At 63.1% G+C, this 20,384-nt stretch carries 19 protein-coding genes and 1 pseudogene; 10 read left to right on the top strand and 10 right to left on the bottom strand.

All coding sequences use genetic code 11. The features are described 5' to 3' along the window. Positions 1 to 229: 229 nt before the first annotated feature. Complete coding sequence (locus ACIQ3Q_RS07090; protein WP_396268325.1) at positions 230 to 919, top strand: YecA family protein; 690 nt, start codon at positions 230 to 232, stop codon at positions 917 to 919. Here the strand turns inward: ACIQ3Q_RS07090 and ACIQ3Q_RS07085 are convergent. After that, positions 843 to 2,165 (bottom strand): Hsp70 family protein, encoded by a 1,323-nt coding sequence (locus ACIQ3Q_RS07085; protein WP_396268324.1) that lies wholly within the window; start codon positions 2,163 to 2,165, stop codon positions 843 to 845. The genes ACIQ3Q_RS07090 and ACIQ3Q_RS07085 overlap by 77 nt on opposite strands. Before the next feature lie 88 nt (positions 2,166 to 2,253). Next, a complete protein-coding gene (locus tag ACIQ3Q_RS07080) occupies positions 2,254 to 3,570 on the bottom strand; it encodes a D-amino acid dehydrogenase (protein WP_396268323.1) in 1,317 nt (438 codons plus the stop codon). Positions 3,571 to 3,856: 286 nt separating this feature from the next. Here ACIQ3Q_RS07080 and ACIQ3Q_RS07075 point away from each other — a divergent pair, with 286 nt between their 5' ends. From ACIQ3Q_RS07075 to ACIQ3Q_RS07055, 5 genes are all read left to right on the top strand, one after another. Continuing rightward, entirely contained in the window at positions 3,857 to 4,066 is a 210-nt protein-coding gene (locus ACIQ3Q_RS07075; protein WP_396268322.1) for a hypothetical protein, read from the top strand. Between the two features lie 96 nt (positions 4,067 to 4,162). After that, positions 4,163 to 5,293, top strand: coding sequence for a sterol desaturase family protein (locus ACIQ3Q_RS07070; protein WP_396268321.1), 1,131 nt, complete (start codon positions 4,163 to 4,165; stop codon positions 5,291 to 5,293). Positions 5,294 to 5,420: 127 nt separating this feature from the next. Beyond that, positions 5,421 to 6,050, top strand: a complete 630-nt coding sequence (locus tag ACIQ3Q_RS07065) for a GbsR/MarR family transcriptional regulator (RefSeq protein ID WP_396268320.1) — start codon at positions 5,421 to 5,423, stop codon at positions 6,048 to 6,050. After that, complete coding sequence (locus ACIQ3Q_RS07060; RefSeq protein ID WP_396268319.1) at positions 6,034 to 7,362, top strand: cytochrome ubiquinol oxidase subunit I; 1,329 nt, start codon at positions 6,034 to 6,036, stop codon at positions 7,360 to 7,362. The genes ACIQ3Q_RS07065 and ACIQ3Q_RS07060 overlap by 17 nt, the downstream gene beginning before the upstream one ends. 10 nt (positions 7,363 to 7,372) lie before the next feature. Further along, on the top strand, positions 7,373 to 8,404 hold the full coding sequence (locus tag ACIQ3Q_RS07055) for a cytochrome d ubiquinol oxidase subunit II (protein ID WP_396268382.1): 1,032 nt from the start codon (positions 7,373 to 7,375) through the stop codon (positions 8,402 to 8,404). A gap of 4 nt (positions 8,405 to 8,408) precedes the next feature. On the opposite strand, the gene ACIQ3Q_RS07050 is transcribed toward ACIQ3Q_RS07055, so the two are convergent. Further along, complete coding sequence (locus tag ACIQ3Q_RS07050; RefSeq protein ID WP_396268317.1) at positions 8,409 to 8,831, bottom strand: universal stress protein; 423 nt, start codon at positions 8,829 to 8,831, stop codon at positions 8,409 to 8,411. A 127-nt stretch (positions 8,832 to 8,958) separates the two neighbouring features. After that, positions 8,959 to 9,735 (bottom strand): metallophosphoesterase, encoded by a 777-nt coding sequence (locus ACIQ3Q_RS07045; protein ID WP_396268316.1) that lies wholly within the window; start codon positions 9,733 to 9,735, stop codon positions 8,959 to 8,961. 240 nt (positions 9,736 to 9,975) lie between these two features. Between ACIQ3Q_RS07045 and ACIQ3Q_RS07040 the strand changes: the two genes are divergently transcribed. The 3 genes from ACIQ3Q_RS07040 to ACIQ3Q_RS07030 all read left to right on the top strand — a co-directional run bounded on the left by ACIQ3Q_RS07040 (position 9,976) and on the right by ACIQ3Q_RS07030 (position 12,574). Further along, positions 9,976 to 10,893 (top strand): right-handed parallel beta-helix repeat-containing protein, encoded by a 918-nt coding sequence (locus ACIQ3Q_RS07040; protein ID WP_396268315.1) that lies wholly within the window; start codon positions 9,976 to 9,978, stop codon positions 10,891 to 10,893. Between the two features lie 30 nt (positions 10,894 to 10,923). Then, the gene (locus ACIQ3Q_RS07035; protein ID WP_396268314.1) at positions 10,924 to 11,514 is read left to right on the top strand and encodes a hypothetical protein; all 591 of its coding nucleotides are present in this window, start codon (positions 10,924 to 10,926) and stop codon (positions 11,512 to 11,514) included. Between the two features lie 67 nt (positions 11,515 to 11,581). Beyond that, entirely contained in the window at positions 11,582 to 12,574 is a 993-nt protein-coding gene (locus tag ACIQ3Q_RS07030) for a DUF3667 domain-containing protein (RefSeq protein ID WP_396268313.1), read from the top strand. 12 nt (positions 12,575 to 12,586) lie between these two features. Here the strand turns inward: ACIQ3Q_RS07030 and ACIQ3Q_RS07025 are convergent, their stop codons facing one another. Then, complete coding sequence (locus ACIQ3Q_RS07025) at positions 12,587 to 13,018, bottom strand: DUF1841 family protein (RefSeq protein ID WP_396268312.1); 432 nt, start codon at positions 13,016 to 13,018, stop codon at positions 12,587 to 12,589. A 38-nt stretch (positions 13,019 to 13,056) separates the two neighbouring features. Here ACIQ3Q_RS07025 and ACIQ3Q_RS07020 point away from each other — a divergent pair, with 38 nt between their 5' ends. Then, entirely contained in the window at positions 13,057 to 13,800 is a 744-nt protein-coding gene (locus ACIQ3Q_RS07020) for a sulfite exporter TauE/SafE family protein (protein ID WP_396268311.1), read from the top strand. A 2-nt stretch (positions 13,801 to 13,802) separates the two neighbouring features. On the opposite strand, the gene ACIQ3Q_RS07015 is transcribed toward ACIQ3Q_RS07020, so the two are convergent. The 5 genes and pseudogenes from ACIQ3Q_RS07015 to ACIQ3Q_RS06995 all read right to left on the bottom strand — a co-directional run. After that, on the bottom strand, positions 13,803 to 16,127 hold the full coding sequence (locus ACIQ3Q_RS07015; protein ID WP_396268310.1) for a methyl-accepting chemotaxis protein: 2,325 nt from the start codon (positions 16,125 to 16,127) through the stop codon (positions 13,803 to 13,805). Positions 16,128 to 16,251: 124 nt separating this feature from the next. Further along, positions 16,252 to 17,541 (bottom strand): AGE family epimerase/isomerase, encoded by a 1,290-nt coding sequence (locus ACIQ3Q_RS07010; RefSeq protein ID WP_396268309.1) that lies wholly within the window; start codon positions 17,539 to 17,541, stop codon positions 16,252 to 16,254. 67 nt (positions 17,542 to 17,608) lie between these two features. Further along, positions 17,609 to 18,679, bottom strand: coding sequence for an ABC transporter ATP-binding protein (locus tag ACIQ3Q_RS07005; RefSeq protein WP_396268308.1), 1,071 nt, complete (start codon positions 18,677 to 18,679; stop codon positions 17,609 to 17,611). A gap of 8 nt (positions 18,680 to 18,687) precedes the next feature. Further along, a complete protein-coding gene (locus tag ACIQ3Q_RS07000; RefSeq protein ID WP_396268307.1) occupies positions 18,688 to 19,563 on the bottom strand; it encodes a carbohydrate ABC transporter permease in 876 nt (291 codons plus the stop codon). Then, positions 19,560 to 20,279: pseudogene (locus tag ACIQ3Q_RS06995) on the bottom strand (carbohydrate ABC transporter permease); the annotation flags it as partial. The pseudogene ACIQ3Q_RS06995 and the gene ACIQ3Q_RS07000, both read right to left, overlap by 4 nt. Between the last annotated feature and the right edge of the window lie 105 nt (positions 20,280 to 20,384).

The raw sequence follows: 20,384 nt of genomic DNA, 5'->3' as shown, positions 1-20,384 counted from the left end.
CGCTTCAACGAAAAAAAACGACCCAACCCGTGAGGGTTGGGTCGCTGGAAGTCCTCCGAGAGGACGTCGTTGGGACCCGTTGTCTGCCTACTGCAAGAGCTTTAGGCTTGACGATGAGAGGACTGTATCGCACGCCTGAGGGTGATACAAACCCCCAATTGGGGGATGACATAAGCCCTGATTCTGAGATTGCCCCCCTTGACTGAAGGGGGCGAGCGACAATCCAGACATGGCTGAACCCCTTTCCCCCCTGAACGAAGACGAGATGGCCGAGCTGGATGCGGCGCTGGATGCGATTCCCGCGCCGCTGGAGCCCCTGGACCTCTCTATGTTGGATGGCTACCTTGTGGGCGTGCTGCTGCAACCTCAGGTGGTATCGCCTGAGCAATGGTTTGCCCACGTCATCGATGTGGATGGCCGCCCCGCGCCCCGGGGTTTCAATACCGCCCGCCTGCAGGCCTTGGCCGCACGCCGCCATGCCGAGCTGAACCGCGCCATCCACCATCGTCAGTGGTTTGACCCTTGGGTGTTTGAGCTGGAAGAAGACGAGGACCCGCTGCAAACCGTGATGCCCTGGGTGGCCGGCTTTGCCACGGCGATGGAGTTCTTCCCGGCGCTGACGAACTTGGATTCCGCCGACGTGCTGGAGCCGCTGGCCGTGCTCTACCGCTCGTTTGACCCGGACGATCTGGAAGACGCTGATGAGCTGCTGGCCATGATCGAAGAGCTGGAGCCGCCCAACGACCTGGCTGAAGCGGTTGAAGCCCTGGTCAGCAGCAGCTTGCTGCTGGCCGACGTCAGCCGCCCGCAGCCCAAGAAGCCGGCGGCTGTGAGGCGTCCGCCTAACCCAGGAGCCGCACGGCGTGCAAGCCAAGGCCCTGGGCCACGCTCGCGAGGCGGTCGCCCCGGATCACGCTAGCCTGCGAAAACGGCGCAGCAATGCGGGTGGCCAGCGGCAGCAGGCCGGTGGAGCCGCCGGTGAGGTAGACCACGTCGATGTCTGCGGGCTTGAGGCCCGCCATGCGCACCGTCTCCACCCCCGCATCCACAATGCGCTGCAGGTCTGCGTCCACCGCGCTCAGGGCTTGAGGCTCGGTGAGCGAAGCTTTCAGACCCCGCTCGACCTGCCACAGGTCCATGTCGGCTTGGCCGCCTTCGGCCACCGCAATCTTGGCGGCCTCCGCCTCGCTCAGCAGGGCATGGCCCAGGCGCTCTTGCACCACGGTCATCAGCCGGCCGTGCAGCAGCGGGTCGGCATAAAAGCTCTTCATGCCGCGCAACTCCATCACTCGCTGGGGGCTGTAGAGCGTGTTGATCAGGTGCCAGGTGGCGAGGTCGAAGTAAGCGCGGCTGGGCACTTCGCGCTGTGCGGGCGGTGGGCCTAAAGATTTGTAGCCGATCAAGGGCAGGATGGCGCTGAGCTCGATGTGGCGGTCGAAGTCTGTGCCGGCAATGTGCACGCCGTGGCTGGCCAGGATGTCGGCCGAGCGATCCAGGCGCGCACGCCGCTCAGGCCCCACCCGCACCACGGAAAAGTCCGAGGTGCCCCCGCCGATGTCGGCCACCAAGACCCATTGCTCGCGGGTGGCGGTGCTTTCATAGTCCAACGCGGCGGCGATGGGCTCGAACTGAAAGCTGATGTCGGTAAAGCCCACCGCGCGGGCTGCGGCTTCCAGGGCGTTCTGCGCCTGGGCGTCGCGCTCCGGGTCGTCGTCCACAAAGAACACAGGGCGGCCCAACACAGCTCGGGTGAGCGGGCCACCGGCCTCGACTTCGGCCAAGGTTTTGAGGTGGCGCAGATAGCCGCTGAGGATGTCAATGAACTTGACGCCGCGGCCATCGCCAATGTCGGTGCTTTGCTCGACCAGGCTGGAGCCCAGCACGCTCTTCATCGAGCGCATCAAACGGCCTTCCATGCCCTCCACATACGCCGCCATGGCCGCGCGACCGTAGAGTCGGCGAGGGTCCTCGTGCGGGGCTTGGCCCTCCATGGTGTAGAACACCGCGGTGGGCATGGTGGGCAGGCCGTTTTCTACGGCGACCAAGCGCACGTGCTGGTCGTCCACGGGCAGTGCAATGGCCGAGTTCGAAGTGCCGAAGTCAATGGCGCAAAAGCGGGCGCCGTGGGCCGCTGAGCGGGGCAGGGAAGAAGAAGATGCAGACATATCGCGCTTCAGCGAGGGGGGCGCGATTCTGGCACACACCAACGGGCCACCTCCGCGAAGGCAGCCTGCGTGTGAATGGCTCGCTCGTTCAAGCGTTGGACAGGGCCACGCGGCTGCGGGCCTGCGGTGCACGCGGGCCGCAGAAACCAAAGTGGAGCTGGGGCTGCTGGCCCATCATCAACTCGGCCAATGCACGGCCGGAGCCCGCACCGTGGGTCCAACCCAGCGTGCCGTGGCCCGCGTTCAGCCATAGGTTGGGCAGGCGATCGGCCCGGCCGATGTAGGGGATGTTGGTGGGTGTGCTGGGGCGCAGTCCGGTCCAGAAATTAGGCTCGCTGGTGTCAGCCACGCCAGGGAACAATTCTTCGTAGCGGTGCACCAGCGCGGCGCAGCGCACCTGGGCGGTGGCAGTGTCTAAGCGGGTGTCGTAGCCGGCCATCTCGGCGGTGCCGGCGATGCGGATGGTGTCGCCCAAGCGCGAAATGGCAATCTTGCGGGTGTCGTCCAAGAGGCTGACGCTGCTGGCTTGATCAGGCTTTTTGAGCTTCAGCGTGGCGGAATAGCCCTTGGCGGGGTAGATGTCCAAGTCCACGCCTACCGGGCGCAGCAAGGCGGTGCTGTAGGAGCCCATGGCCACCACATACTGGTCGGCCAGCAAGGTGCTGCCGAGTTCAGTTTGGCGGTTGACCACGCGCACGCCGCTGATCTCGCCGCCCGCCGTGTTCAAACCCAGAATGTCGTGCTCCCAGAGGAATTTGACACCCCGCGCGGCACACAGCGCGGCGAGCTTTTGCGTGAAGGTGCAGGCATCGCCCGACTCGTCGCTGGGCGTGTAGGTGCCGCCGTGGATGTAGCTGCCAAAGCTGGCCAGTGCAGGCTCCACTTTCAGCACCTCTTCGCGGCTCAGCACCCGGCGGTCCACGCCGTAGCGGCGCATCAATTCGGCGCCTTGGGCACCGGCCTCAAAATCAGCCGCCGACGAGAAGAAATGCAAGATGCCTTTTTCCAGCCGGTTGTAGCTGATGCCGGTGTCTGCCACCAAGCTCTTCAGCGATTCATGGCTGTAGGCGCCCAGCGCCACCAGTTGCTGCACATTGCGGGCAAAGGCTGCGTCGGTGCATTGGGTCAAGAACTTCACGCCCCAGCGCCACTGGTACGGGTCCAGCCGGGGGCGGAACAGCAGCGGGGAGTCGTCACGCAGCAGCCATTTGGCCACCTTCAGCGGCGCGCCTGCATTGGCCCAGGGCTCGCAAAAGCTCACCGAGATTTGGGCGCCATTGGCAAAGCTAGTTTCAAGCGCAGCGTCGGCTTGGCGGTCTACGACGGTGACGTCATGGCCTTGTTGGTTCAAGTACCACGCGGTGCTGATGCCAATGATGCCTGCGCCGAGAACAATGACTTTCATGGGTGAGCTCTGGTTGCGTTGAGGTGACCGAGCCCGACGGGGCGCGTCACGGTGCGGCGGATTGTGTGCGGCAACGCTCGCCAAATGAAGTGTGATTCATTTAAATCAATATTCATTAGCAATGCTGATATTCAGGCGCATCTCTGCCCGCCACCGCTGGTATCGGTTTATCGCCACAGCCTCTGGCAGAAAGCCGCAAAAGCGGGTGAAAGCCCGACTCCTCTGCGCTTATGGTTGGAGCCAATGAGCCGAAACTCCAAGAGCCACAGACGCATTGGAGACCACCATGAGCACCCCGTCCCGCCCCAGCTTTCTGCGCCGCTTGATGGGTCATCCTGCCCCTGCGCCGGAATTTGACGCGGGCGATATGGGTACGGCTTTTGGCATGGACTACTGCCTCGATCAGCGCCCTCTGGAGCCACTGCCCAGCCCGGCTGAGGTGGCCGAGGCTGAGCGCCAGGCGCGGGTGTGGAACTTCCGCCGCGACCGCAGCTGAAGGTCTGTTTCAGCAGGCGGTCTGCCCGGCAGACGCCTGCGCTGTGTTCCTTGTCGATAATCCCCCCTTCAATCAAAACACAGGGGCGGGAGTGGCATGGACACACTGGACAAACTCAATCAACTGGCTGAATCCCACGGGCCGCTCAAGCCCGGCAAGGGCATGGTCTCGGGCACCATTGCCTTGGTGCTGGGCATCTTGTGCTTCTTGGGGGTGCTGGCCTTTCACTTCCCCCAGTACCTGACCACGCCTGAGCTGCGCAAGAACTACAGCGTCGAGGTGATCCGCCAAGTGATGTACGGCGCCATGGTGATCGCCGGTGGCTTGGCTATCTTCAACATCGTCTTGGGCCGTGTGCGCTGGTTGTCCCTGGGGGCCTTCACCCTGGTGGCCTTGACCGCGTTTTTGGGCGGCCACAAGGTCATGGTCAATGACTTTCCTGACCACACGCCCTATATCGGGCTGGACTGGTTCATCCTCGATCTGCTCGGGTCCTCGCTGATCTTCATCTTCATCGAAAAGCTGTTTGCGCTCCGCAAAGACCAGCCGGTCTTTCGCGCCGAGTGGCAGACGGACCTGACCCACTTCATCGTCAACCACATGGTGGTGGGCTTTATCTTGCTGGCCACCAACCTGCTGGTGCACAAGCTGTTTGGCTGGGCGGTGCAAGACGGTATTCGCGGCTGGGTGCAGAACCTGCCCTTTGTGCCGGCGCTGTTGCTGATCATCTTGGTGGCAGACCTGGTGCAGTACTGGGCACACCGCGCTTATCACGAGGTGCCGCTGTTGTGGCGTATCCACGCGGTGCACCACAGCGTCAAGAGCATGGACTGGATCGCGGGCTCACGCCAGCACATCCTGGAGCTGCTGATCACCCGCACGGCGGTGCTGGCACCGATCTTCCTGCTGGGCTTCTCCAAAGAGGTGATCGACGCCTATGTGGTGGTGGTGGGCTTCCAGGCGGTGTTCAACCATGCCAACGTCAGCGTGCGCCTGGGGCCGCTGCGCTATGTGATCGTCACCCCCAATTTCCACCACTGGCATCACTCTCAAGATGCCGAAGCGATTGATCGCAACTACGCCGCTCACTTTGCCTTTTTAGACCACCTCTTCGGCACGGCCGTGCAGGCTGACCGCAAATGGCCCGACCAATACGGCGTGGTGGGCGACTATGTGCCCGATGGCTTTTGGGCCCAGTTCAAGTTTCCCTTCACCTGGAAGGGGTGAGGACAAAGCGGCCCGCCAGGGCCTAGCTCGCACCAAAGCCCTTGAGGCTTGGAAGGTCTAGCGGCCTTGGTTTTCGGTATTTCCTGAGTTTTCATAAAATCCTGAAATCCAAGGAAAGGCCGAAATCATGAATCTTCCTCCGCTCACCCAGCGCTTCGTGCTGCACTTTGGCGAAATGGGCAGCCGCTGGGGCATCAACCGCACCGTGGGTCAGATCTACGCCTTGCTCTACGTCTCGTCCCGCCCGCTGAACGCCGACGAGGTGGGTGGTGCGTTGGGGTTTTCGCGCTCCAACGTCAGCATGGGCCTCAAGGAGTTGCAATCTTGGAACCTGGTGCGGCTTCTGCACCAGCCCAATGACAGGCGAGAGTACTTTCAGGCCCCCGAAGACATCTGGACCATCTTTCGCACCCTGGCGGCCGAGCGGCGCAAGCGCGAGATTGACCCGACCCTGAGCATGTTGCGCGACGCGCTGATGGAGCAGCCCGGCGCGGCCGAGGACATCCATGCCCAAGAGCGCATGAAGCAAATGCACAGCTTCATCGAGATGATGACGGACTGGCTCGACGATGTGGAGAAACTGGACTCTGACACCCTGGCCAGCCTGATGAAGATGGGCTCTCAAGTGCAAAAGCTGCTGGAGATGAAGGACCGTGTGAAGCAGGTCTTCACCGGCAAGTCCGCACTGGAGCCCGCCAAGCAAAGCCCTGCCGGGTCTGGGGGACGGGTCAGCGGAGGCGATGATGGACAGCTTTGACCCGGTGGTCCTGGCGCGCATCCAGTTCGCGGCCAACATCAGCTTTCACATCCTGTTTCCCACCATCAGCATCGCCATGGGCTGGGTGCTGCTTTTCTTCAAGTACCGCTTCAACAAGACCCGGCAGTCCCACTGGATGGACGCCTACCAGTTCTGGGTCAAGGTCTTTGCACTGACCTTTGCCTTGGGCGTGGTCAGCGGCATCACCATGAGTTTTCAGTTTGGCACCAACTGGCCGGGGTTCATGACCACGGTGGGCAACGTTGCCGGGCCACTCCTGGCCTATGAGGTGCTCACGGCCTTCTTTCTCGAGGCCACCATGCTGGGCATCATGCTGTTTGGCCGAGGGCGTGTCAGCGAGCGGGTCCACACCTTGGCGACATTTTTGGTGGCCGCTGGCACCACCGCGTCGGCCTTCTGGATACTGGCCCTCAACTCCTGGATGCACACGCCCGCTGGTTTCGAGATGATCAACGGTCAGGCCCACGTGACCAGTTGGCTGCAGGTGATCTTCAATCCCTCTTTTCCGTATCGCATGGCGCACATGCTGATCGCCTCGGGGTTGACGGTGGCTTTTCTGCTCGCCGGTCTCAGCGCCTACCGCAGTTTGCGAGGCGATCAGAGCAAAGCTACCCAAGCTGTTTTGCGCACAGGCTTGGTGTTGGCGGCGCTGCTGATCCCCGCACAGATCGTGGTCGGCGACCTGCACGGGCTCAACACTCTCCAGCATCAACCGGCCAAGCTGGCGGCCATGGAGGGGATTTGGGAGACGCAAAAGGGCGCGCCTGCCGTCTTGTTTGCGCTGCCGGACCAAGCCAGCCAAAGCAATAAGTTGGAGGTGTCGATCCCCAAGCTGGCCTCGCTCTACCTGACGCATGACTGGAATGGGGAAGTCAAAGGCATCAAGGAATTCGGCGACAAACACCCGCCCGTGGCACCGGTGTTCTGGGCCTTTCGGGTGATGGTGGGCGTGGGGCTCTTGATGCTGGTGGTGAGTTGGTGGTCGGTGTGGCAAGTCCGCAAGGGGGGCCTCAAGCCCTGGATGAGCCGTGTGTTGGTCGCCATGACCTTCTCGGGTTGGGTGGCCGTGCTGGCTGGTTGGTACACGACCGAGATCGGCCGACAGCCTTGGTTGGTACAGGGCGTGTTGACGACGGCGCAAGCCGCCTCCGCCCAACCCGCTGGCAACATCGCACTGACGCTGGCCATGTACCTGACGCTCTATCCGGTCTTGTTGTTCGCCTATGTCAGGGTGGTGTTCTATCTGGCGCGCAAGGCGGCCGCCACTGAAATGGAGGCGCATCATGCTTGACGCTCAGCAGGTGTTGACCCTGCCGGATCTGAGCCAGCCCTCTGGCTGGTTGCCCCTGGCCTTTGCCTTGGTGATGGCCTTGGCCATGTTGGCCTATGTGATTTTGGACGGCTACGACCTCGGTGTCGGTGTGCTGCTGCGCAGAGCCGATGATGAGGCGCAGAAGGACACCATGATTGCCAGCATCGGTCCCTTCTGGGATGCCAACGAAACCTGGTTGGTGCTGGGTGTGGGCGTCCTGCTGGTGGCGTTTCCGCTGGCCCATGGTGTCATCTTGGGGGCGCTTTACTTGCCGGTCGCCCTGATGCTGTTCGGCCTCACCTTGCGGGGCGTGGCGTTTGACTTCCGAGTGAAGGCCCAGGCCGAGCACAAGCCGCTGTGGGACCGCGCGTTCTATGCAGGGTCGCTGTTGGCCGGATGGTCACAAGGCTTCATGCTGGGAGGCTTGGTCACCGGTTTCAACAAGGATTGGGGCGCGCAGGTGTTCAGCGTGCTGATCGGCCTGTGCTTGGTGGCAGCCTACTGCCTTTTGGGGGCGGGCTGGCTCATCATGAAGACAGAAGGGGCGCTGCAGCTCAAGGCCGTGCGCTGGGCGCAAACCAGCCTGTGGTTGACCGCTGCGGGCGTAGCCGCCATTTCATTGGCAACGCCCTGGGTCAGCCCACGCATTTTCGACAAGTGGTTCAGCTTCCCCAATGTGATGCTGCTCTTGCCCATCCCCGCCATGACGGTGGCGCTGTTCGTGGTGATGGCCCGCAGCCTCAAGCGCTTGCCCACTCGGCTCGCGCAACACAATCAGTACGGGGTGGCGGTGCCCTTTGCCAGTACCGTTGGCGTGTTCCTGTTGGCCTTTTATGGCTTGAGCTACAGCCTGTTCCCTTGGCTGGTAGTGGACAAGCTCACCGTCTGGAATGCCGCCAGCGCGCCCGAGGCTTTGGAGGTGATTTTCTACGGCACCGTCATTGTGTTGCCCGTCATCATCGCCTACACGGTGTTTGCCTACCGTGTGTTTTGGGGCAAGAGCACGGCTTTGAAGTACTGAGCGCTCAGCGCACCAACAAGACCGGTGTGCTGCAGTGGGCCAGGACCTTGGTGGCCACCGAGCCCATCACCAAGTTGGCCAGCGAACTGTGGCCGTGCGAGCCCATGATCAGCAGGTCAAACTTGCCTTTGTCGGCGGTGGATGAAATCACGTCGGACGCATTACCCACCTTGGAGACATAGCTGGCTTGAATGCGCTGCTTGGTGAAGAAGGTGCGGATGGGCTTGAAGACCTTTTCCGCCTCGTCGTCATAGTGGGACTTCAACAAGGCCTTGTCCAAGGCGGCGGCGGCGCGGGCGGGAATGGCGGGCACGGTGTGCACCACGGTGTATTCATGGTGCGCACCCAGCCATTCGTCATGGGCGGCCAAATAGGCCAGCATGCGCTTGGTGTAGGGGCTGCCATCGGCGGCGACGAGAATCTTCATGGGGGTCTCCTTGAGGTGAATGTGATCAGTGTGGCAGCCTCGTCGGCTCAGGGCTTGCCTTACATCAAGCCAAGCATAGCTTGGGGCGGCACTTGCCGAATGTGGGTTGCCACACGCAGCAGGCTCGCTACACCGTGATCAGCTTGAGCCCGTCCCAGCCCTCGGCCTCGCCTTTGCGGGCCAAGCCGCGCGCCTGACACACGACGCGCGCCGGCGCTTGCCCCGCGCGAGGCAGGCTGTAGTCATGGCGGCAGTGCAGGTGGCCGTGCAGCCACAGGTCCGCCCGGGGGATCAGGTCGTCGTCGGCGCAGCAAAAGCTGGCCGTGCCGGGCTGTTTGCCAAAGCGCGGATCGGCGCTGCGCAGGCTGGGCGCAAAGTGGGTGATGACGCAGGTCGCGTCCCAGCGGGCTTGGGCTGGCTCGCAGAGTGTCTGCTCCAGCCAGGCTCGGCATTGCAGGCCGGCCTCTCGCACAGCGGCGGCATCAAAGGGCGCGCCGCGCCAGCGGCTGTTCATTACCCGTTGGAAGTAGCCCGCCGCACGCATGGCGCGCTCGCGCTGGCCAGCACCAAAGAGGTCAAAGTCGCTCCAGCGCACCGTGCCGCAAAAGCGGATGCGGCGGCCGTCGTCACCGCTCAAGACGGTGGTGGATTGCTCCAAGAGCTGCAGGCCCAGCGCCTCGCATCGCGCCCGCAAGGCCGGCCACGCTTCATCCAGCTCTCGGCCGTCAAACTCGTGGTTACCGGCCACCATCAAAACAGGCACCGGCCAGTCTTTGAACAGCGCCAGTGCGTCCCAGCGGGTGTCGATGTCCCCGGCCAGCACCAACACTTCTGCGCCTGGGGCGGGTTCGGGGGCATAAGTCTCGGTTTCGAGGTGAAGGTCGGACAGCAATTGAAGGCGCATGGCCCGAATGATCGCCGAACTGCCTGACGCCGGGATGCCAAGTAGTGCGCGGCGTCGTCGTTGACACCCCACAGCCTGTCCTGACCACCGCTGCGCACGACCAACAAACTATGTACTTCAAGCCGAGCGGTAGCGAATAAAACCCAGGAGGGTGTAGATCCTGTCTATGCTGCTTGTGGGATCAGCTGGGATCACTCCACAAGGCTCACAGAAGCCGAGAGGTCGTCGAGGGGAATACGCATGCGAGCACCTGCATTGGGATTGGTGTGCTGGGCTCTATTGGGTAGCACTGTGGCACTGGCCACCGAGTGGTCGGTGCGGCCATCTTGTGCGGGGGTGGCGAACTGCTTCACCAACCCCATGGGCAGCACCATGGTGAATGGTCGTACCGTCAGCTTGGCGGGTCGTTGGAGCTTTTTCCAGCCCGGCGATGTCTTGGTGATCTATCCTGCCGCCAATGGCGCGGCATGGTTGCCCACAGGCGCCTTGAGCGGCGCGCCGGCCTTGAACATCGACGGCGCGCGCGGCACAGCTGCGGCCCCGATCAAGGTGATGGCGGCGGCCAACCAAGTGGTCAAGCTGGGCCAAGGCCTGAACATCACCAACGGCACGCAGCATGTACAGGTGTCCGGCTTGGACATCACCGACCCGCGCCCGGGCCGCCACGGCGTGGTCATTGATGGTGGCAGCAGCGACATCGTCCTGAAGACCAACCGCATCCACGATGCTGCGATCAATGGGCTCAACATCACCCCAGCGGCTGGGCCGCGTTTGATGATTGGGCCGGACAACGTCTTGGTCAACAACCGGGGCAACGGGGCGGCGATTGGCCCATCAGGGCTGAACCCCAGCACCAATGCCATTGGGTCCTACTTCACCGGCAACACGGTGATGGGCAATGGCCGCCATGGCGTGTCGTCAGAGGCCTCGTATTGGTCGATCGAGCGCAACCAAGTTTTGGGCAATGGCGCTTTGGTGGGGGGTACCTCGGGCATCCACCTCTTCAGCCCGAGTGACAACGCTGGCCCCGATTGCGATGGCAACCTGGTGGCCTACAACTATGTGAATGGCCAGCAAGACAGCCAGCAGGCCGACGGCAACGGCATCCAGGTCGATCATTTCTGCGACTACAACATCGTGGCCTTCAATGTGGCCTAGGGCAATGCCGGAGCGGGCATCAGCCTGCTGGTGGGGCGCGGCAATTACATCGTGGCCAACACCGTGGGTGGCAATGCCACCGACACCAACCGCCTGCGTTTCCCAGGCGTGCTTCGGGCCGAGATCGGTTTGGCCAGCAACACCAGCGTTTGCTACAACAACGACGACTTCGGTCAATGCCTGGGCTGGCTGCCGGTGCCCGCTGGCCGCAGCGGCGGCAATTTCATTTACGGCAACCTGATCTACAGCACCCAGGCTGCGGTGCCTGCGATTGGCGCCACACCGGATTTCAGCGACCCGGCACGCCATAGCAATGCGCTCTACCCGAACCTGTTCTTCAATGGCGGTGGCGGCGCCAACTTGCTGTGGCGCGGTGTGGGCTATAGCACCGTGGCCGACATCGACCGCGTGACCGGCATGAGCGCTTATGGCGGCGGCAACGCAGTGGAAGTGCCGAGCCTTGCCAACCCAGGTGCACCGGGCAAGGGCAGCGACGGGCTGCGGCTGCTCAAGCGCCCCAGCCAGCCCGGTTGGTCCATCTCACCGGGCACACCAGACATGCTGGGCAGATTGCCTTTTGCCGGTGGCGGCCAGTTTGGGGCTTACTACAGCCCACCCTGACGCGGCGATAATTGTCAGCTTCACGGTTTAGGGGCTGGGGTGCTGTGGCCCGGCCGACTCGCGCGCTATGTCTTCCTCATCATCACCCACTTCAGAGGTGGCCCATCACGGCGCATCCGACCATTGCCTGAACTGCGCCACGCCTTTGGCGCCCGAGGCCAAGTTTTGCCACGCTTGCGGCCAAGACACCGCCAATCACCCGCCCAGCCTGTTCGAGTTTGTGCATGAGTTCGTGGCGCACTATGTGGCGCTGGAGGGCACGCTGTGGCGCTCGCTCAAGGGTTTGGCCTTTCGACCGGGCTTCCTGACGGTGGAGTATTTGGCCGGACGCAAGGCACGTTACGTCTTGCCTCTGCGCTTACTGCTCACCTTGGGCTTTGTATTCTTCTTATTGGTGAAGCTCGTGCCGAGCAGTCCGGAAGATGAGTCCAGTTCGGCTGAGATAGAGAGCGTACTGCGCGAAGAGGCCGTGGTGTCGGGTCCTTCGGCGGCCAGTACACCGGCCGCGGCGACATTTAAATTGGGTGGGGGATCGGTGGTGGTGGGCGGAACCAGTCTGTCCCAGACCAAATCTCAGGACGATGTAGCGACCACGAAGTTCGGGGTGGAGCTTGATGACGCTCCCGCTTGGCTGCGCCCCCAACTGGAAGCGGCCAACCAACGCTGGGAGAAAGATTCGTCGGCGGAGTTTGAGCGGCTCAAGGCAAAAGTGCGTGGGATGATGCCCTATGCCGTACTGTGTTCGCTGCCGTTCTTTGCCGGCATTTTGTCGTTGGTGTTTTGGTGGCGCCGCTATTCCTATGGTGCTCACTTCGTGTTCGCCATGCACCTGCACGCCTTCTTTTATCTGGGCTTGCTTCTGCTGATGATTCCTGTCTCGGCAGTGGCCTGGGTGGTGGCCCCGTGGATCGTGGTGTATCCGCTGCTCGCCATCAAACGTGTTTATGCTCGCAACTGGCTGTCGGCCTTTGGCAGTAGCGCGTTGGTCTTCGTGCTGCACGCCACCTTGCAAGTGCTGATGTTCGCCACCGTGTTTGCCATCGGCGCCCTTGCACCCTGAGGGTAGGCAGACTCAGCGCGTGGCCCGGCGCCGCACCGCGTCCAGATAGGCCAGCCCATCGGGGGGTTGGCCGCTGCGCTGCGATTGCCAGATCATCTCGCCCAAGCACTCCATGACCTCGTGCTGGGCCTCATGCAAGGAGTTGCGTTTGGCGGCCAGCAACTCCACTGCTTGCCGAATGCCACGCGGCTGGTCGATGGAGACCTGCTCGCTGATGGTCAGGTGCATGGACAGGTGCAAAAACGGGTTGATGCGGCCGTCGTCCACCGTGTAAACCGCAGCCAGTGCGGCCTCCACATCGGCCAAGTCGGCGTGGTATTCGGGGTGCTCGTCCATCCAAGCGGCGGCCAGCACCTCAATGGGCGCCATGGGCTGGCCCTGGCGCTGCTTGGCAAAGGTGTCGCAAAAGAAACGGCGAACGTCGTTTTGTGAGGGCTGGAACATCCGAGAATTGTCGACTCTTCCCAACCGAGCACCTCCGCTTGATCACCGATTGGCAGTTTTACGCCGTGGCCATTCCGGCCGTGGTGCTGATGGGCTTGTCCAAAAGCGGCTTTGGTGCGGGCTTTGGCGCCCTGGCGGTGCCTTTGATGGCCTTAGCCATCCCGGTGCCCCAGGCAGCGGCCATCATGCTGCCGCTGCTGGCCATCATGGACGCCATGGGCTTGATGGCCTTGGTTCGTCAGGCCGATTGGCGGCTGTTGCGCCTGCTGCTGCCTGCGGGGCTGTTGGGCACGGTGGTGGGCACGGTGCTGTTCGGGGTGCTCAGCGCCAAGATCGTGGCCGCCGTGGTGGGGGGCATCACCTTGCTGTTTTTGGCCATTCGGCTGGCCTTGCCGCCCCGCGCTGATGCGCCACCGCCGCCGCGCTGGCTGGGCTTTGTGCTCGGGGTCACTTCAGGCTTCACCAGCTTTGTGGCCCATGCGGGCGGGCCGCCGGTGAGCTTTTATGTGCTGCCCATGCGCCTGGCGCCGGTGGTGTTCACGGCCACGATGGCGGTGCTGTTTGCCGTCATCAATGCCTCAAAGTGGGCGCCCTATGCCTGGCTGGGCTTGATTGACACTACCAACCTCGCCACCTCACTGGCGCTGGCGCCCTTTGCGCCCTTGGGCGTGTGGCTGGGCCTGCGCTTTGTGCAGCGGGTCAACCCCACTTGGTTTTACCGCCTGTTTTATGCGGGCATGGCGGCCACGGGCTGCAAGCTGCTGTGGGACGGGCTGGCCTGACATCAACTGCCGACACGGTAGATGCCGCAGCCGATCAGCCACTTGTCATTCAGCGCCACCACATAGCTGGCCTTGGGCTGCACCTGGCCATTGGACTGATTGACGATGTTGTACTCCACCCAGTGATTGCTTTGAGTGGCCTCCCAGGCTTCGCGGGTGAAGCGGTCGCCGTCAATGCCCGGCACTTCATGCACGCGATGGCCTTCCATGGCCTTCTTGGCGGCATGCACCACATAGCGGCCTTCCCGATCCACCACAAAAATGTAGAGATCGCGATCCACAAAGCCAGCGCTGGCGGTGCGGAAGGTGCCAAAGGCGTTGTCCATGCCCTGGGTCTTGATGAGGTTCAGCGCCTTCTTCACCATATCGCGGGCTTCGTCGGCACTGCCTTGGCGCAGGCGGATGGCCGCCACGGCTTGGCTCAGCGCGCCAGCGCGGGTCACCAATTCTTGAGATGCCACGGAAGATTCGGTCACCATCTCTTTGTTCTGGCGGGTGATCTCGTCCAAGCCGTCAATGCTGCGAGCCACTTGTTCCAAGCCGGCGCTTTGCCGCGAGCTGGCCTGAGCAATGTCGCGCAGACGGCCCGAGACATCGCGCACGCCATGCACCACCGCCCCCAGCGTGCCGCTGGCGCGCTGAATGCGCTGCACCGATTGGCTGACATGCTCGCTCGATTGCCCAATCAATTGGCGGATCTCACCGGCCGCCGCAGCACTGCGTTGCGCCAGTTGGCGCACTTCGCTGGCCACCACGGCAAAGCCACGTCCGGCCTCGCCCGCGCGGGCCGCTTCAACAGCCGCGTTCAAGGCCAGGATATTGGTTTGGAAGGCGATACCGTCAATCGTGCCAATGATCTCGCCCACGCGGCGTGAGCTGGATTCCAGCTCCGTCATGGCACCCACGGTTTCTTGCATGGCTACACCGCCGGCCTCGGCCTCTTCACGCAGGCGGCCCGTCAGCGAGTCCAAGGTTTGCGCGGCACTGGCGTTTTGTGCCACCGCGTCGGTCAGGTCGGTCACGGTCTGCACGGTCTGGTGCAGGCTGGTGGCCTGCGCGTCGGTGCGTTGGGCCAAAGCGTCGCCGCTTTGGGCCACTTGTTGGCCCGAGAGGCCCACGCGCACCGCACTGCTGCGAATCTCCGCCACCATGGAGGAGAGCCGCTCGCCCATGGCCTCCAGCACGGCACCGATCTCGGCCAGCTCGTCTTTGCCTTTAATTTCCACTCTATGGGAGAGATCTCCTGAGGCCACAGCCATCACGCCACGGTGCAGCGCCTTCAGCGAGCCTACGAAGCTGCGGAAGAAGGCCAGGCCCAGATAGCTCATCAGCACCACACCAGCCACGGCCAGCGCAATCTGCGCGGCCAGTTCCAGCTTCAGGCGCTGCTCGCCCGCTTCCAGCGTCGCCAGCAATTGGGTCACCAGGTGTTGGTTCAATTCAAGAGCCACTTGGAGCGCCTTGGCCCCTTGGTCGAAGTACGGGCCGGGTTCACCCACAATGGCTTCGGCACCAATGACTTCGCGGACCTTGTCCATGTAAGCCTTGCCTTGCTGCAAGCTGTTGCTCCAACTCGCGGGGACCGAAGCGCCCGAGCGCTCGATGGCACCCTGGCGGTAGCTCATGTCTGCCAACTGTGTTTCCAAGGCTTCCGCACGGCCAAGGATCGAGGCGCGTTCGACCTTGGTGGCCTCGCCGCGCGCCAGCACACCAGCGCCTTGGCCCATGGCCTGCGCAATGGTCTCTGTCCAGGGCAGAGCGCGCTCGACCACCAAGTCCATCAGGAAGTAGCTCTTGGCGTCCGGATCCAGCACCAGCCCTGAGCGTTCGGCCGCCACATGCACCAACTGGCGCAGCTTCTCAATCTGAACGGTGTGGGCTTGGAAGGCCTCGTCTCGGCGCTGAGGGATCTTGCCCTCTGCCAGGGCCAAAGCGCCGTCTCGGACAGGGGCCCAGGCATCTTGGAGGGCGAAGGGCAGGGGGTGGTTGAACTCCGCATCAAGCGCCGCTACGCTGGCCTGTAGGCGTTTTCGGGCTTCATCACGGGGAGCCACTGCGGCTGTGTCGCTAGACGAGGCGCGCTGGTTCAGCGCGCGCAGGGTCTGTATATCGACTCCCATGGCGATCAGCCCCGGCAGCAGCCGTGCGCCTGCAAGCCGGGCCTGTGTGCCGTGTAGCTCCTGCTGTGCCCGGATCATGTTGTGGGCCATCAGCAGGGCCAAGGGCACACACAGCATCAAAGCCATCACGGACAGCTTAGTGCGCATGCGCAAGCGCCGCATCAAGTAAGTGCCTGGGCGCAACAGAGTCGCAGTGATAGCAGCCATAGAGTTCCTTAGCAAGTGGCCACTCCATACACCAATGCCTCCGGGTGTTGGAGTCTTCCTCTTGCGATGGTGCCCGGCTTCGGTGCGTGGTGTTTGGCGCAAAAAGGCGCCAAAACACCGTCTGTTAGGCCTGCTGCCTCAGTGCGTCCATCACTTCATGGCAGGCGCCCATATTGTGATAGTCCACCTTGCCTGCTGGGCTCTTCTCGTTCGTCAGCTTCTGATTGGCTGGGCCCAAGATGCGGAACCAAGCCCCGTGCTGGTGGTCCACAAAATGCGTCCACACATAGGCCCAGAGTTGCTCATAGGCTTGCCAGTAGCGCGCCTCGCCCGTGCGGGTGGCCAACACGGCAGCCGCGGCCAGGCTTTCGGCCTGCACCCAGTGGTATTTGTCGCCGTCGCACACGTGTTGTGCTGTGTCGGTGGCGGGGCTGCCCTGGGGCGCAAAGCCGTAGACTAGGCCGCCGTGCTCGGCGTCCCAGCCGTGCGTCCAGGCGGCGTCGAACAGGCCTTGCGCGCGGTGCAGCAGCCAGGGGGCTTGGCCACGCGCGTCACCCGCCGCGCGCAGGTCACGCTCTAGGTTCAGCAGCAGCTTGGTCCACTCGGTGAAGTGGCCGGTTTGAAAGCCCCAGGGCCGAAAGATATTGGTTTTGTCGTGGCGGTTGTAGTCCCAGTCCGGCTGCCAGGGGCCGCCAGCTTCTCGTCGGTAGTGTTCCCAGATGCCGCCTTGGGCGTGCGCGGCCAGACGCACCGTGACCGACTCGGCCAAGGTGTAAGCCCGCTCCAAATAGGGCGCCTCGCCCGTGGCTTCATACGCCGCCAGCATGGCCTCGCAGGCATGCATATTGGCGTTCTGGCCGCGATAAGGCTGCACCTGCCAATTTGGGGTGGCCTCGTCGGCATACAGGCCTTGGTCGGGCTCCCAGAAGCGCTGCTCCATCAGCGCAAACGTGGCCGCCAGGCCGTCGCGGGCCTCAGTGATACCGGCCTGCAGCGCGTGGGCATGGGCCAGCAGCACAAAGGCCAGGCCGTAGCAGTGGTGGGTGGCGTCCAACACCTCAGCCCGCCCGTCTTGCCAGCGCAGCAGCCAGGCATAGCCGCCCGTCTCGGGCCGCCAGTGGGCTTGCTGCACAAAGCGCAGGGCGTGGCGGGCGGTCTCCAGCCAAGCGCTGGCGCGCGGGTGCTGCGGGTAGCGGCGCGCGGCTTGGGCAAAGGTCAGCACATAGCGGGTGGAGCTGACCAGGTGCCGCGTGTGCCGGTCATAGACCGTGCCGTCGTCTTTGAAGAACTGAAACAGCCCGCCGCTCTCGTCCACACAGCGCCCATCGTAGAAGGTCAGGGTGTCCCAGACGTGCTGGCGCAGCACGGCAGGGTCACGGACGTTGGGCAAGGGCGGCAGGTGCGGCAGGGTCATGGCAGTGGCAGCGTGACGGGAATGCGCCACTGTAAAGGCGCAAGGGCGGCTTAGCGCTCTTTCAAACTCAAGCCAAACGCTGTTCCGTCTTGGCGTCAAAAAGATGCGCCGCTTCAGCGGCCCAGGCCAGGCTGACGGCCTCGCCCACCTTTTGTGCCACCGTGCCCGGCACGCGGGCGGTGAGCGTGCCCAGCGGCGTGTCCACCAGCGCATAGGTCTCGGGGCCGGTGGGCTCCAGCATGGCCAGTGTGCCGGGCAGGCTGCCGCTGGCGCCGGCCGCGCTGAGCTGCAGATGCTCGGGGCGGATGCCGTAGAGCACCTCGCCCGCCTGGCCCAAGGCGGCCTGCTGAAAACCATTCAGCGGCAGCGCTAGGCCGTGGGCGCTGAGGGCCTGGCCCTGGCGCTGGGCCGTCACCAGGTTCATCGCCGGTGAGCCAATGAACTCGGCCACAAAACGGGTGGCGGGGCGGCTGTAGATGTCATCGGGGCTGCCGAACTGCTGCACCTGGCCGTCCTTCATCACGGCGATGCGGTCGCCCAAGGTCATGGCTTCGACCTGGTCGTGGGTGACGTAGACGGTGGTGGTCTTGGTGCGCTGATGCAGGCGCTTGATCTCGGCGCGCATCTCCACCCGCAGCTTGGCGTCGAGGTTGGAGAGTGGCTCGTCAAACAAAAAGAGCTTGGGGTCGCGGGCCAAGGCGCGGCCCATGGCCACGCGCTGGCGCTGGCCGCCGGAGAGCTGGCCGGGTTTGCGGTCCAGCAAGTGGCCGATCTGCAGCATCTCCGAGACCCGCTGCACCGCAGCGTCGCGCTGGGCTTTGGGCACCTTGCGCATCTCCAGCGCGAAGGCAATGTTCTGCGCCACGTTCATGTTCGGGTAGAGCGCATAGCTCTGGAACACCATGGCAATGTCGCGGTCCTTGCTGGGCAGGTGGGTGATGTCCCGCTCGCCCAGGCGGATGGTGCCCGAGGTGGGCACATCCAGCCCGGCAATCATGGACAGCAAGGTGGACTTGCCACAGCCCGAAGGCCCGACGAGGATGAGGAACTCACCGGCCTCAATGTGGATGTTGATGCCCTTGAGGATGTCCACCGCGCCATAGGACTTGCGGACGTCTTGAATGGTCAATGCACTCATAAATACTCTCAGCCTTTGACCGCACCGGCGGTCAGACCGCGGACAAAGTACTTGCCCGCAACGATGTAGACGAACAGCGTGGGCAGCGCGGCGATCATGGCGGCGGCCATGTCCACGTTGTATTCCTTGACGCTGCTGGAGGTGTTGGCCAGGTTGTTCAGGCCCACGGTGATGGGCTTGCTGTCGGCGCCCGAGAAGACCACGCCATAGAGGAAGTCGTTCCAGATGTTGGTGAACTGCCAGATCAGCGTGACCACCAAGATGGGCGTGGACAGCGGCAACACGATGCGCCAGAAGATCTGCCAGAAGTTGGCACCGTCCAGCATCGCGGCCTTGATCAGCTCATCGGGCAAGCCCACGTAGTAATTGCGAAAGAACAGCGTGGTGCTGGGAATGCCCGCAATTACATGCACAAAGATCAGGCCCCAGACCGAGCTGGCAATGCCCAGCCAGCCCAGCACCTGGCTCATGGGCAGCAGCACCACTTGCATGGGCATGAAGACCCCGAACAGCAGCAAGGCAAACATGAACTCACTGCCCTTGAACTTCCACTTCGACAGCACGTAGCCGTTGAGTGCGCCGATCAGGGTGGAGGTCAGCACCGCAGGTAGCACCATCAGCACCGAGTTCATGAAGAAGGGCTTGAGGCCGCCGCAGTCGGTGCCAGTGCAGGCACTGCTCCAGGCCGTGGCCCAAGCCGCAAAGCTGGGGCTGGCGGGCAGCGACAGCAGCGTGCCTTCACGGATCTCGTCCATGGTTTTGAACGAGGTGGCCAGCATCACGTAGAGCGGCGTCAAGAAGAACAAGGCAAACACGCCCAACGCCGCGAACAGCAGGACGCGGCCCAGGCTCAAGCGGGGCGACAGGGTGGAGGGCGCGCTCATTTCTTCACCCGCAGTTCTGAGTAGAGGTAAGGCACCACGATGGCGGCCACGGTGGCCAGCATCACGGTGGCGCTGGCAGCCCCCAGGCCAATCTGGCCGCGTGAAAACGCCATGGTGTACATGAAGGTGGCGGGCAGGTCTGTGGCATAGCCGGGGCCACCCGCAGTGAGCGCCATCACCAGGTCAAAGCTCTTGATGGCCAGGTGAGACACCACCATCAGCGTGCTGAAGAACACCGGCCTTAACGTGGGGATGAGGATGCGCCAGTAGATCTTGGGCAAGCTGGCGCCGTCCACCTGAGCGGCTTTGATGATGCTGTCGTCAATGCCGCGCAATCCGGCCAGGAACAGCGCCATCACAAAGCCGGCTGATTGCCAGATGCCGGCAATCGCCACGCAGTAGATGGCCATGTCGGGGTCCACCAGCCAGCCGAACTCAAATTCGGTTAAGCCCCATTGGTGCATCAGGTGCTCCAGTCCCAGGCCGGGGTTGAGCATCCACTTCCAGGCCGTGCCCGTGACGATGAAGCTCAGCGCCATGGGGTAGAGGTAAATGGTGCGCAGCAGGCCTTCGGCGCGGATTTTTTGGTCCAGCAGAACAGCCAGCAGCAGGCCCACCGCCATGCCCCCGCCAATGAACAAGCCGCCAAACACCGCCAGGTTGCGCAGGGCCACCCACCAGCGTTCGTTCTCGAAGAGGATCTCGTACTGCTCTAGCAGGCTGCTGAAAAACCGCCTTGATCATGCAGCTTTGGCGCCCGACTTAAAGTCTGAGTTGAGTGCGTTTCGTGATGCGGGAAATCGAGCCCGAATTTCATCGAT

The sequence above is a fragment of the Ideonella sp. genome (genome assembly GCF_044358605.1).
In the GTDB taxonomy this organism is placed as follows: Bacteria; Pseudomonadota; Gammaproteobacteria; order Burkholderiales; family Burkholderiaceae_C; genus Ideonella.
The sequence above is the reverse complement of the archived record's forward strand: the minus strand, read 5'-3'. Positions and strand labels throughout refer to the sequence as shown.

Coding starts and splice junctions, on each gene's coding strand:
- ACIQ3Q_RS07090 (WP_396268325.1), top strand. CDS start 230: ATGGCTGAACCCCTTTCCCCCCTGAACGAAGACGAGATGGCCGAGCTG.
- ACIQ3Q_RS07085 (WP_396268324.1), bottom strand. CDS start 2,165: ATGTCTGCATCTTCTTCTTCCCTGCCCCGCTCAGCGGCCCACGGCGCC.
- ACIQ3Q_RS07080 (WP_396268323.1), bottom strand. CDS start 3,570: ATGAAAGTCATTGTTCTCGGCGCAGGCATCATTGGCATCAGCACCGCG.
- ACIQ3Q_RS07075 (WP_396268322.1), top strand. CDS start 3,857: ATGAGCACCCCGTCCCGCCCCAGCTTTCTGCGCCGCTTGATGGGTCAT.
- ACIQ3Q_RS07070 (WP_396268321.1), top strand. CDS start 4,163: ATGGACACACTGGACAAACTCAATCAACTGGCTGAATCCCACGGGCCG.
- ACIQ3Q_RS07065 (WP_396268320.1), top strand. CDS start 5,421: ATGAATCTTCCTCCGCTCACCCAGCGCTTCGTGCTGCACTTTGGCGAA.
- ACIQ3Q_RS07060 (WP_396268319.1), top strand. CDS start 6,034: ATGATGGACAGCTTTGACCCGGTGGTCCTGGCGCGCATCCAGTTCGCG.
- ACIQ3Q_RS07050 (WP_396268317.1), bottom strand. CDS start 8,831: ATGAAGATTCTCGTCGCCGCCGATGGCAGCCCCTACACCAAGCGCATG.
- ACIQ3Q_RS07045 (WP_396268316.1), bottom strand. CDS start 9,735: ATGCGCCTTCAATTGCTGTCCGACCTTCACCTCGAAACCGAGACTTAT.
- ACIQ3Q_RS07040 (WP_396268315.1), top strand. CDS start 9,976: ATGCGAGCACCTGCATTGGGATTGGTGTGCTGGGCTCTATTGGGTAGC.
- ACIQ3Q_RS07030 (WP_396268313.1), top strand. CDS start 11,582: ATGTCTTCCTCATCATCACCCACTTCAGAGGTGGCCCATCACGGCGCA.
- ACIQ3Q_RS07025 (WP_396268312.1), bottom strand. CDS start 13,018: ATGTTCCAGCCCTCACAAAACGACGTTCGCCGTTTCTTTTGCGACACC.
- ACIQ3Q_RS07015 (WP_396268310.1), bottom strand. CDS start 16,127: ATGGCTGCTATCACTGCGACTCTGTTGCGCCCAGGCACTTACTTGATG.
- ACIQ3Q_RS07010 (WP_396268309.1), bottom strand. CDS start 17,541: ATGACCCTGCCGCACCTGCCGCCCTTGCCCAACGTCCGTGACCCTGCC.
- ACIQ3Q_RS07005 (WP_396268308.1), bottom strand. CDS start 18,679: ATGAGTGCATTGACCATTCAAGACGTCCGCAAGTCCTATGGCGCGGTG.
- ACIQ3Q_RS07000 (WP_396268307.1), bottom strand. CDS start 19,563: ATGAGCGCGCCCTCCACCCTGTCGCCCCGCTTGAGCCTGGGCCGCGTC.